Here is a 14,123-nt window from a genome sequence, read left to right as displayed (position 1 = left end):
CTAAAAGGCGCGTCTCGTAAGAGTCGCGCCTTTTTTGTATTTAACCTTTAGCTAATACTGCTAAAACGATGAATTGGTATTAATTACTAGGTTCACTAATAGGTTGGTTAATCGCGTTTTCAACTATGATCGCATCCAAGATACTTGATGAGGTTTGAATCTTCAGACTATCGTTTGCAGATAAGCGCATTATGGGGCTTTTAGCCGCAGTTTGAACGGGACATTTTCCTGTTTGCAAATGATTCAATGCTGCGCTCAGCATGCCTTCGTTAACATTGCCTAAAGCATGGTTGAAATCATCTTCAACTAGACAACCTTGCACGTCTGCTTCAAATAACGGAGACGGGGTAGGAATGAAGCCATCTGCGTATTCACCAAAGCCTTTTTGATTACTGCCTTGAAATTGTATGGTGAAGTAGGTGGTGCCGCAGTTGTCGGTCGGGTAGAAGCCATAAGGCTTTCCACAGGTTGTATCACCCATCAACACAACATCAATGTCGATACCTCTGAGGCCATTAATCAAAGCCTCGCTGGCTGAACACGTTGATGCACTTGTGAGGATATAAACACGCGTTAAGCCTAGACTTGGTAACGAAGTACTTGTGAATACGTTTCGATCATAATCAATTTCACGGCTGTAAAATAAAGTGGGTTGAACTTGTCCTCCTGTCACGGGATTGATATTTGGGCGTTTATTATTGAATGTGAGCTTATTGAAGGTTAGGCCATCGGTTTGACCAGCGCCTGTAATCATATAAGCGAGTTGCGAAGCCAAGGCTAATAAACCACCACCGTTGTAACGCATATCGAGTACTAAAGCATGAATACGGCTCTGATCGAATAGCTCGAATGCTGAAATCAATTGGCTCTGCGCGCTTTGAATGTGGCTATTAAACTGCAGATAACCAATTTCAGCATTTTCTGTGCTGATAACCTTGGCATTATGCACAGGGGAAATCGCTACGCTTTGTGCGCTAAGCTGATAATCTAATTGCTCTCCACTTGTTTTACGTAAAGTGAACTGGGTTTCTCTTCCTGCGTTTGATGGAAATAATATTTCATTAATCATATCAATTTCATCACTGTTTTCGGTGTTGATGAAGTCGATATCATTTAGGGCTATTAGTTCATCTCCTCGTGCAAAACCCGCTTGTTCAGCTGGCGACCCAGGCTCTGTGTAGCGCACGATAATGCGTCTGGGCGCTGTGGCTTGTACAAATTCCCAACTTACTCCATAGCCAAATGAAGTGCTGGTCTGTGTTCGAGTTAAGTACTCTTGGGTACTTTGGGAAAAATGGAAGTTATCTTTAAACGACCCAGAATCTGTACGAAAATCGGTTTTGAGTTGATTAAAGTAGCTTAGTATTGAAAAGTCTGCTGGGTCATTATCATCGACTTCGTTATACCAAAGGTAGGTGGTGTTGGTCCATGAACGCAACCATAGCTTTTCATCCATGGAATCACCGGCTGTGTCGGTATACATTTCACCCGTGATCTCACTCACGCCACTTCTGGGTGCAACGCAACGATCTTTATATAAAGATGCATCTTCGAACAGGCCTCGTGTCCAGCGCTCATCCGCTTGAGGGGTTGGTGCTACAGGCGTTATTGAAGATGACTCACTTCCTCCACCACCGCAGCCAAACAATAACAGACATGCTGAACTTGAAATCGTTAATGTAAAACAGTGTTTTATTCGCACGTACTACTCTCTTGTTGAAAGATTAAGCGCATTACGCGATAAAAAATTAGGCTTGGCAATTTTATTTTCCTTTTTTTGTGTTTAGAGCCAGCGTTCGAACATGAGAGATATAGCTGTATATCAAGTAGACCGCGCGGTGTCAGCTTTTCTTACACTAAAGTTGAATAACCAAAAGTTCAATTTTTAACGGGTGTTCGTAAAGCTAAGATTTCACTGTATTTTTAGCCAAAATGAAGAACCACCATGCGTCAGTTTTTTCGAGCCAGTTTATTTACGGTATCTTTTGTTGCTTTTCAAGCATACGGAGCAACGCCCTCTACAACAAATACATTACCTGCAGAGGTGTTTTCAGGGGAACAAGTCTGCTTTGATGCTAACTTTAGGAATGCTGGCACAACTGGCTATGGCCCCTATTTAAGGGCATTTATTGATCCTGAGATAACACTCGACTCAGTTTCCGTGTTTGGCAGCAGCGTCAATGTCACGAATGTAGGCATTTTTGGTGCGAATAACACCCTAGAGGATCCCAAGATAGAGTCTGATGTAACGGGAACTCAAGGTGACTCGTTAGTGGTCTTTTCATTACCTGCTGGTTCTGTGGTTGCCGGTGGCCCTGCACTTACCAGCGAAATTTGTATCACAGCGAATAGTTCGGCAGATATCGGTGTGCCACTGTCACTCGCATTGCAACCCGTGTATGAGTTTGGTGATACAGCGACGGGTGACAATGGACCCATTGAAGGGGCTAGTGTTAATGCGAATATTACACCTACCGTTGTTAATTATGAGGTGACGAACAATGCATCTGAGTCAGAACGTGTGCCAGGCGCAGGGTTTGAAGTTGCATTTAATCATGTCATAGATGTGGCGAACGGAAAAACACTAACTGCTCCGCAAATAATCGATAATTTAAGTGCTTCATCAGCCTTTGTTGCATCGGCTACGTTTAATGGTGGCAATGGTTGTGCAATCAGCAGCGAGCCCGCAGCTGATGAAGTTAATGGTCAGGTGCAAGGCAGCTGTACTAATATTGCAGGCAGCGCCTCTGAAGCGGACGCGACACTGAGTTATTCTGTTTACGTAGGGGATGTATTAAATGGCGCAACGTGTGCGGTTTTGCCCATTACCCACTCAAGCACGTCTGATAGTCAGTTTCCTGCAGGGACATCTTTAACGCAAGCGGCGCAGGATAGTACATTTACCGCTAAGCACTTAGCTATTCAAGAAGCGCATTCTAAAGAAATCCTTGTTCCAGGAGACACATTTACGGTCACCAATCGTATTCAGTTATCTGATTATGAGACAGCTAACGCGCTTACCGTTACCGATACCCTCGATGATGGTTTAACGTTCAGCAACCATAACGCAATGACAATAAGTGGGAATGTTTCTATCACTCCTACGGTAACCGTTAATAGTGACAGCACTACCACGGTTGAGTACGACATTCATTCCGTAACAGGAGATTTAGCTGGGGGTACGGAAATCACCATAGTCTACACAGTAAGTGTGGACCAAACATATGGCTCAACAGAAGATCCGGTATTAGCAAATGACAGCTTAGCGACTAGCACTAGTGCAAAATACGGACTAATAGCCGGTGCTACTGGGTGTACGGATGGCTCCAGCGACTCTGTAGCTGTACAAACTATTTCCACCTCGAAAGTTATTGTGAACGAGCAAACAGAATATGCCCCACAATCACAGGTAACGTTCACGTTATCGATGGAGATTCCGTCGGGGGACACCAGCGGCATCGTGTTTGAAGATTATTTCCCGCTGCCTATTTTTGATGTGACTGATATTAATCTGACTTTTGGTAATCATATCGCGTTGGCCAGCACAGATACTGCAAATTTAACCCCTACTAGCATTACCGCTGATGGCGGTTCAAATGTATTGCGTATTGAATGGCCTAACCTAAGCAGTACTGAAACTGAAACGATTGCGGTGGACGTCACAGTGACAGTGTCGGATGAACCGTTTGCGGATAATTTAGAACTAACTAACTTATTTCAGGGGGCAACAAGTAGTACGCAAAATGGTCAAGCTGTCAGTCTAAAAGGCAGTTCGCTGACCGTGCGTGCTCCTGAGTTGTCTGTTGTGTTTACAGACGACATAGCGGATGACATTGTAGATGCAGGTGATGTTATCGGCTATACCCTTACTATTACCAATGATGGCGGGGCACCAGCTTATGATGTCACTGCGTCTTCACCCGCCGCAACGGGCCTTGATGACGCGGTATTAACTCAGGTGACCGTAGACGGTAACGTTACGATAGCCTACTCAGGCACGTTAGCGGGCGGTGATTTTAAACTAGATGATCCTGTTCCGGCAGGCAGTGTAGTGGTGATTACTTATACGCGCACGGTGGCAGAAAATGTCACCCCTCGTCAAGAAATAGAATCAGTTACTAATACAGTGTGGGCGAGTAATACTAATGCGACGGCTTTCCCAACAGAAGTGGCGACAACTGACCTGGTTGTTGATGGGCCGGTAATCAGTACAACGATTGATTCCATTTCACCTAACGGCGACGGTAGTAATTTTGTCGTGGGCGATATCGTTACCTATTTAACGAGTGTCACTTTACCTGAAGGACAAACACCTGATTTATCCCTAGCCCTAGTACTACCTGCAGGCCTTTCCTATGTAGCCTCTAGCTCCAACGTCGATACCACGGGATTTGCCGGAACTGTAGATACTGCACCAGCGGTTTCTACCTCAGGAACGTTAGCAACTGGGCAAGAAATTGATGTTGTCTTTGATAGTCCTGCCACCACTACCGTGACCGAAGATAACAACGACAGCAATAATACCTTTACCTTTACGGTTCAGGCGTTAGTAGAAGATGATACTGCCAATAGTGCCACTACAGCAGGGCAAAGCAAGAGTATTAATAGTAGCCTTGAATACACAGGAATAACGGGGAGTGACGTCACCTCTGCTGTTGCGCGTAATTTTACCGAGCATGTTTTAGTTACATCGACTTCCGCTAGCCCTGCTAGTAACCTACAAGCTGGGGACACAGTAACCACAACCGTAACTGTGCAAAACACCGGTACCGCCCCAGCTTATGATGTCGTGGTGTCGAGCGCAGTTAATTCAGATATTTTTGATTTAGCCACCCCTGCACAAGGTTCTACCGCAGCGGGCTATACCTATGCTTATTCAAGCCCGAACGTTACCTATACATTAGACTCAGGAAGCTTAGCAGCCGGAGATAGTGTTACCTTCACGTACACAGCAGTAGCTAAAGATGATGTACAAAGCGGGGCAACGTTTAGTGTGGATGCCTCGTCAACGGGTGATAGTCAAGATGGTGATACGGCTGTTGAGCGAGACAGTTCAAATTCCGGTAGTAGCAATGTCAGTACTGCCAACCCAACTGCCGATTCTATTTCCCTTATTGCTTCTAGTGAAGCGTGGACCGCAGACTCAGGTACAGTAGAGTTTGCTATAGGTGAGATTGCGACCTACGAATTCGAGGTTACCTTACCTGAAGGCGTTACTAATGAAACGGGTAGTAACTCTATTGTTGAAGTGACATTACCCGATGGATTTCAGTATTTAACGACTACCGCTCGTATTAGAGGGGAATTTGATACAAGCCTTACAGGCAGTAATAGTGGAGCACTTAATAGTTCGAATACCAGCATTACCCCAACGTTTACTAGTCAGGTTTTAGCATTTGATCTTGGTAGCGTAACGAATGCCGATAATGACGCAAATGCTGAAAAAGTGATCGTTACCTTTGATGCGTTAATCCTCAATACCACGGATAATAATCGCGCAGACACTAAAACCCTAACCGGCCGCGTGCATTACAATAATCAAGCAAACGCTGCACAAGCTGATTCAACGCAAGCATCTTCAAAGGTGGCTCTACCGAATATCGCACTTACTCATGTTGCCACACCTGACAGTGTCGATGGCGGCGATACGGTGACATACACCTTAACGGCGACCAACACTGGTGGAACAAATGTGACACGTGGTTGGGAGTGGCTAATCGAAGATACATTGCCTGTACGTTTGCAATCGCCAGCCATTAGCAGTGCAACATTATCTCGTGGCGATGTAGACATTGCCACCTGTGCGAGCTTCAGTGGCAATGATCTTACTGTCGATAGTAATTGTTTAGCTGCTTCAGAGCGCTATATCGCACCAGGAGAGTCAGTTGAGGTAGTATTTACTGCGCAAGTCGACCCCGCAATTGGCTTTGAAGAAGAGGTTAGCAATACTGCAACAGTAAGCGTGACAAGCTTGCCAAGTAACAATGGCACTGGCGATGTTACTCCTGGAACTCCAGGCTCAGACACGGGCGAGCGTAATGGCACTCAAACAAATAATGACTCTGGTCAGGCCGTAAATGATTTGACGGCAATGACAAGTGAAGTGATTACGTCTGGCGCACCTACCGTTTCTTTAGTGACTTCCAGTGAAAATGCCCATATAGGTGAGACAGTTACCATGACTGCTACCTTCAGCATTCCTACTGGCTCAACCGATAATTTCGAATATTCATTAAACTTACCAGATGGTTTGACATACAGTGGGGCACCAATCAGCATCACCTTGCCTGATAACGATTTTAGCGCGACTAATTCACCTAGTACCACTCCAGCGACTACCACGAATCCGTTGGTGTTAGATTTTGGAACCATCACCAACAGCGCCAGCACGTCTCAAGTCATCACCATAGATGTTGATGTTGTGGTTGATAATATTCTGGATAATCAAAACGGCACGACGTTAGAAGCTAAGGCTGAGTTGGGTTATGACGGCGCAAGTACACCCATACCTAGTGCGCTGGAAACCGTAACCGTAATAGAAGCGAACTTAGACATTCAACAGACCATTACCGCCGGAGCAACAGGCAGTGATGCTGGAGACACAATTTCATATCAGACGGTCATCACGAATACATCAACTGATGCAACAGCATATTCGGTTGATTTAGCGAGCTTAATTGACGCTGGATTACTTGGTGCGCCCGATGGTACTGGTAGCGGTAATGCTTTTAGCAATATTGTGCTTACAAACACCTCGGATCTTGTTGTTCTTGAATCAAGTAACACCCCTGTAACTGATGCTAACCTTAGCCAAGTTGAAACCAACGCTGCTGGCGATACGTTAGAGTTGGCTACAGTTGACTTCCCCCCAAGTGGCGTTCTCACGTTAACCTACGATGTTGTCGTTAGTAATAACGCCGCCGCAGGAGACGTTTTGGGTAACGATTTCAGTGCTAGTTATTCAAGCCAGCCTAATGACCAAGGCCGCGACGGCTCAAGCGTAAATAGTGATGATGATAGCGATACGTTACTGAATAACTACAACGAGTTAGCGAGCAGTGAGTTAACTGTAGCAAATACCTTGGCAGTACAGTCTTCACTCAACTCTGTGCACACGACTAACGATGTGACTATTGGCGATACAGTGACCATAGATTTACGTGTAGATGTTATTGAGGGTGATATAGCAAATGTGATCATCAGCAATGAATTGCCTGACGGTTTACGTTTTGAATCTAGTTCGATAAGCGCGGGTAGTCATATAAGCGTTACAGGGGATGCCAGTGGTTCAGTCGATGGCAACAACCTAGTAACGATCGACCTAGGAACGGTAAGTAACATAGCAGATGCAGACAATAGTAATGACAGTTTTATCGTCAGCATTGTAGCGACTGTTATTGATGACGTAAGCAATGCTAACGGTGTTACATTGCAAAACTCGGTTAACGTTGCTGGTGGGGGGGCTACTGCAGGCCCTAGCACACTCGATATTGACATTGTAGAGCCTGCTTTATCTGTATCTCTAACGTCTAATAGAGAATCAGTTACGCTTGGTGACATTGTGACTTATACCTTTACTGCCACTCCGCAAATGAATCGTACCAATGCCTTTGAAACCAGTTTAGAGGTAGCGATACCTGCCGGTTTAACCTATGTCGATGGTAGTTTTATGGGGCAAAGTGTAGATGTTTCAGATCCAACAAATCTCGAGGTTGATTTTGGCACTATCGCGGTAGTGGATGGCGCAGAAACGTTTACCTTTGATGCGCGAGTAGACAACGACGTCGATATTGGGGAACCCTTAGTGGTCTCAATCAATAAGGGTGTGTATTCCAGCGCACCGGGCGTCAATGCAGATGAGCGATCCTACGCCTTTACAACAGATAAGTCTGTGGTAAGCGATGATGCTAACTTTATCTCTGCAGAGCAGGGTGTCGTTTTGCAAAATGATATCAATGGTAATGGCTTCGCGGACCCAGGTGATACCCTGCTGTATACCGTGAACATAACTAACAATGGTACTGATGCAACTCAAGTAACATTTGACGAAAGTATACCGGCAAATACCACTTATGTTGTCAACTCTGTTACTACAGATGCAGGCACCGCGGATGACACTTCGGGTATTTCGGTTGATATAGGGAATTTAACAGCGAATGAAGCCGCTACTATCTCATTTGAAGTAACTGTTAATGACAATGTGATTCTCGGTACGGTTATCTCAGCGCAAGGTGTTGTTGATTCAGCTAATACAGTGGCTGAATTGACCGATGCAGATGCTAATGATGCCAACGGTGATCAGCCAACTACATTGCGAGTGGGAGAGCCAAGTGAGGACGTAACGAATTTGTACGTTTCGCAAGCGGCGCAACTGAGCAGTGATAATGATAGTGACAATGCTATATCTGTTGGTGATGAATTATTAATGACTTACGTCATAAGTAATTCAGGAACTACAACACTGGACAACATAAATTTAAGCGACTCTTTGCCTGATGGTTTGTCCTATGTTGCCAACTCGATCCAAATCGAGGGAGCAAACACCGCCGGTGTCGTGAGTGACAACATTAGTGCTGACATCGTCTCTCTTGCTGCTAACGACAGTGTTGTCGTAACGCTATCTGTAACGGTTGACTCACCCCTAGTCGATAATAACGGCGGAACTGATGATGAAGTCATCACACTACAAGGTTCACATTCAAGTGATCAAACAAGCACGCAATTAACAGACAGCAACGGTGTTCAGCTTGATGGTTACCAAGCACTGAATATTGCGATTGTAGATAATCAAGCGGGCGAGCCTGACCTCGAATTTAGCCAAACTTGGGAGCTTTTAAGCGACCAAAATGGCAACGGTCAAATTGACCAAGGTGACACGGTGAAAGTTAATTTGAGCGTATTGAATCAGGGGTCTGCCAACGCTGAAGGCGTACAAATTAATCAGGCATTGCCAGCCGACACACAGCTTATTGCAAACAGTGCTTTGGTCAGCCAAGGGATTATTGTGACTGACGAGCCTTATTTAGCAAATGTAGGAGATATCGCACCAGGTAATATTGTTACCGGCAGCTTTGCGTTCATCGTTGATGATGTTTCTGATGGCACAGTGCTGGGGGGGCAAGCAACCGTAGGGGGCGATAACTTCACTGATTTAGGTTCTGACGATAATGCGCTAAGCGATGATGGTACTAACCCGACTCTAGTAACAATCAGCGGGGGGAGCAATTTATATACGGTTCCTACTTTTACCCTTACTGATACATCAGATCTAAATACAGACAATGCGGAATTTGTTCAGGGTGAGACCTTAGAGCTTGCTATTAGCATGGTGATCCCCGCTGGCAGCACTAACGAATCAAACTTTTCCTTAGTGCTTCCAGAAGGATTAGCGTATTTGGCTAACTCAGCTACGTTGACACGTGTGTACGATACAGGCTTGAGTGCTGGTAACGATCCTGGTCAAATTAACAGTACGACAAGTGACCTATCAACCAATGTTGATAGTCAAATACAACTCAATGGGCAGGCTGTAAATCTAGCGTTGGGCGGACTCATCAATTCTGATAATGATGTGAATGATGAGCAATTCATTCTGACGTTAACCCTTGATAGTGACGCTATTATTCCTACGCAAAGTAGTGAAGACTTCGCCGCTCAGGCAGCATTTAGTTACCGAGATGGCCTGGGCCAACGTCAAACATTAAGTGCACAAAATGTGACCCTAACCTTGCTAAATCAGCTACCTGTTACCAGCCCTGACGCTTTTAATATCACTGAAGATGACGCAAGTGCAGCGTTTAATGTGGTTTCAAATGATACAGATGCAGATGTTGGGCAAACCATTAGTGTAGCCTCTGTTACCTCAACTTCCGGCAACGGTGTTGCCAGTGTTTCTGCAAATGGTACAAGTATTGAGTATCAGCCTGCAGCGGACTTCTTTGGCACTGAAACGGTTAACTTTATCGTTTCGGACGGCGCTGGCGGCACAGATGTGGGTTCTGTTAGCTTCACAGTGGCAGGCACGCCAGATGCCCCAGTTGCTATAGCTGACCAAACAAGTGTTGCTGAAGATACAATATTGACCTTCTCTGCATTAGCGAATGACATCGACGTGGATAACGATACCTTAACGATTGATAGTGTTTCAGTTGATTTTGGCAGTGTAAGTGTCAACGGCGATGGCGACATTGTATATGTACCACCCGGTGACTTTAATGGTCCTGCTGTTATTAGCTACACAGTGGCTGATGGAACAGGACTGTTCGACAGCACAACCGTTTCAGTTGATGTGCAAAATGTAAACGATTTGCCTGTCGCGACAGGAGAAACAGCGACGATTGCCGAAGATAATACGCTTAATCTAAACGTATTAAGCAATGATTCTGATGTGGATGGCGATACATTGAGCGTTGTTTCGGTTAGTGCATCTGTTGGCTCAGCATCGGTCGCGAGCAATGGTAATGTGATTTACACGCCTCCTGCAGATTACTTCGGCCCAGTCACTATTAGCTATACTGTCAGCGACGGTAATGGTGGTTCAGATGATGCGAGTATTTCGCTAACAGTCACGTCAGTAAATGATGCTCCTGTTGCTAACAGCGACAGTTACGGCACCTCTGAAGACCAAACAGTGACAATCTCAGTATTGAATAATGATGTGGACGTTGAAAACGATAACCTAAACATTTCACAAATTTCGGTGGATGTAGGCAGCCTCACTGCCAATGGAAACAATACATATTTGTACACGCCTGTGGATAATTTTAACGGTAACGTCACTATTAATTACAGTATCACTGATGGAAATGGCGGTACTGCGAATGCGACATCAACCATCACAGTGGCAAGTGTGAATGATACGCCTGTGGTTAACGGCGAAACCGCCACAATCGATGAAGACGAGACACTGAACTTAGACGTACTAAGTAATGATTCTGACATCGATGGCGATGTGCTGAGTATTGCCTCAGTCAGCGCTTCCGTAGGCGCTGTGAGTGTGGGTAGTGACGGTAACCTCGTGTTCACACCGCCGGCACATTACTTCGGCCCGGTGACGATCAGCTATACAGTGAGCGATGGAAATGGCGGTACAGCCAGCAGCACAGTTGATTTGACCGTTACTTCGGTTAACGATGCACCTCAGTTGACTTCAGATCGAACAACATTGAGAGCATCTACTGAGTTGGTTGCGCCAGTAGATATCGACATATTATCCAATTTTGATGATGCCGATAAAGATCCGATGAGTATTACATCAGCAGGTAGCGCAAATGGAACAGTGCAAATTAATTCAAACGGTAGTATCACGTTTGTCGCTAATGAAGGCTTTGTAGGAACGGCAGAGGTGAACGTGTGTGTCTCTGATACAAACGATGCTGTGACCTGTATTATTGTTCCAGTGGTGGTGATTAACCCGAATATTGCACCCGTACTAACCGATTTGGTTGTTTCTGTGCAGGAAGATGGCAGCTTACCACTTAGTTTGGTTGGCACCGATGCCGAAGGTGATGCATTAACCTACACCCTGTTAACGCTACCTAACGGTGAATTAATAGGTGATATGCCAAATGTAATCTACAACCCACCAGAAAACTTTACCGGTGAGGTGACCTTCACGTATCAAGCTAACGATGGGCAATTGGACTCAAACATCGCAACCGTGACTATTGAAGTGCAAGGTGAGAATGACGCTCCTCTGGCGGTAGACGATGTATTCACCTTAACCAGTTTCGAACCTGCCGTATTAGACGTACTAGCAAATGACACTGACTCTGACGGCGATACATTACGTATTGTGGGGGCTACGGCCACCATCGGTGAAGTTAATTACACCGACAGCACCCTTACTTATACGCCTGTCGATGGTTTTATTGGAAATGCGATCATCGAGTACAGCATCGAAGATACTGAGGGATTAGCTTCAAATGCCCGTGCGGTGGTGACTGTCACCCCTGATGGTGTGGAGCTACTTCCGGTTATAGAAGTACCTGAAGACGTATTCATCGATGCAACTGCCTTGTTTACTAAAGTGGACCTTGGTGTAGCGTCGGCTGTGGATCGTTTCGGCAATCCTCTACCTGTATCCTTGGTGGATGGGGTGACGTTCTACGAGCCTGGAGTGAATACCGCATTCTGGTTGGCTGAAGATGGCGAAGGTCGTCAACGAATTGCCAGTCAGTTCGTGCGCGTAAGACCGCTGGTGTCAATTGAAAAAGACCAAAGTGTGCTAGAAGGTCGTCAAATCACAATCGGTGTTCATTTAAACGGTACATCTCCTGTTTATCCTTTAGAGGTGCCATACAGCGTGTCAGGCACGGCCGATGGCAGTGATCATAATCTGGTCGATGGGGTACTCGTTTTTGAGTCAGGCAGTGATGCTTACATTACCTTTGAGTCATTCAGTGATGATGATATTGAAGGCATCGAAACCGTTATTGTAACACTTGACCCTAGTATCAATCGCGGCAACAAGTTTGAGCATGTCATCTCCATTCGTGAAGATAACGTGAATCCAGATGTGGCCTTATTCGCAAAACAAGGTGGCAACAACACGATTTTAATTGCTAAAAATGGCGGTTTAACCACTGTATTTAGTGATATTACCCACCCTGATGCAGATAACGAATATGACTTTGAATGGGAAAACGTAGAGCAGGTATTGTTTGATGAAGACAGTAACCTAGATACCTTTACCTTTGACCCTGCAAATGTTCCAGTTGGTATTTACCGCATTAGCTTGCGCATAACTGACAGTGACGCGCCCAACTTTGGTGATGCAGAAATTATCTATCTAGAAGTTGTGGACGCATTCCCTGTGCTGACATCGGTTGATTCTGATGGTGATGGCATTCCTGATGATCAAGAAGGGCTTGATGACAGTGATAGAGACGGCATTCCAGACTACTTAGATGCTATCCCTGAATGTAATGTACTGCCAGAGGAAGAGGCATTCACCAATGGCTACTTGGTCGAAGGCGACCCTGGCGTATGTTTGCGCTTAGGTAACTTCGCGATTGATGCGATTGAAGGGGGCGCGAAAATATTAGACGAAGATATTGAGCTTGATTCTGAGTTAATTCCTGACCCAGACGCAACCAATATTGGAGGCATCTTCGACTTTATTGCTTACGGACTGCCTGATGTTGGTCAAGCATACAAGATTGTTATGCCGCAAATTCGCCCAGTTCCGCAAAACGCGGTGTATCGCAAGTTCTATGTCTCAACGGGTTGGTTCCTGTTTGCTGAGTCAGAATTGAATCGCGTTTGGTCGACAAAAGGTGAACCTGGCTTCTGCCCACCTCCTGGCGGTGATATTTGGCAGCCGGGGCTAAATGAAGGTGATTGGTGCGTTCAGATTCAGATTGTCGATGGCGGCCCTAATGATGCCGACGGTATTGCTAACGGCACAATCGTTGACCCAGGCGGCGTGGCGGTTATGGGTGTTGGGCAAAACGAACTGCCTGTGGCAACCGACGATGAAGCAGAGCTGTTAATCGATACCAGTATTGAAATCTCGGTGTTAGATAATGACATTGATGCTGACGGAGATACGTTAACAGTTACTTCAGCTAATGCTGCCTTTGGCGAAGTTACCTTTACCGCGACAAGCATAATTTATACGCCTAGAGACGGTTTTGTAGGGGAAGATATTATCCGCTACGGTATTAGTGACGGCAACGGTGGAACGGCCTTAGGCGTTGTTCGACTTGGGGTCATCACCAATAAGGCTCCCATTGCACAGGACGATAGTGTCAGTATGACCGTTAACCAAAGTGTCACGGTAGACGTACTAAGCAATGATTCAGACCCAGATGGTGAGGTGTTATTTATTGTTAGTGCGACTGCGCAAAATGGCACTGTGGTGGTTAATAACGATTCCACATTAACCTATACACCAAACAAAGGTTATGCGGGAACAGATGTCATACGTTATGGCATTAACGACGCTGATGGCGCGTTAGCTGAAGCGCAATTAGTGATTACCGTTAACCCCGCCGAGGTGCGTATTGAAAACTCCGGTGGCGGGGGTGGCGGAACATTTGGTTGGATGTTGCTTCTCTTGGCGCTAGCAGGCGCTGCAAGAGGGTATCAAAGAAATGTATTTACCCGTGGGGAACTATGAC

2 protein-coding genes are annotated in these 14,123 nt (G+C 45.6%); one reads left to right on the top strand and one right to left on the bottom strand.

Annotation, left to right across the window (positions count from 1 at the left end; genetic code table 11):
* Window positions 1–79: 79 nt before the first annotated feature.
* Window positions 80–1,702, bottom strand: a complete 1,623-nt coding sequence (locus tag GCHA_RS16760; RefSeq protein ID WP_083881858.1) for a S41 family peptidase — start codon at window positions 1,700–1,702, stop codon at window positions 80–82.
* Window positions 1,703–1,945: 243 nt separating this feature from the next.
* Between GCHA_RS16760 and GCHA_RS16755 the strand changes: the two genes are divergently transcribed.
* Entirely contained in the window at window positions 1,946–14,122 is a 12,177-nt protein-coding gene (locus tag GCHA_RS16755; protein ID WP_007990356.1) for an Ig-like domain-containing protein, read from the top strand.
* Window position 14,123: the final 1 nt, after the last annotated feature.

Origin of the sequence: Paraglaciecola chathamensis S18K6 (assembly GCA_000314955.1) — a bacterium.
GTDB classification, from domain to species: domain Bacteria; phylum Pseudomonadota; class Gammaproteobacteria; order Enterobacterales; family Alteromonadaceae; genus Paraglaciecola; species Paraglaciecola chathamensis.
The sequence above is the reverse complement of the archived record's forward strand: the minus strand, read 5'-3'. Positions and strand labels throughout refer to the sequence as shown.

Coding starts and splice junctions, on each gene's coding strand:
- GCHA_RS16755 (WP_007990356.1), top strand. CDS start 1,946: ATGCGTCAGTTTTTTCGAGCCAGTTTATTTACGGTATCTTTTGTTGCT.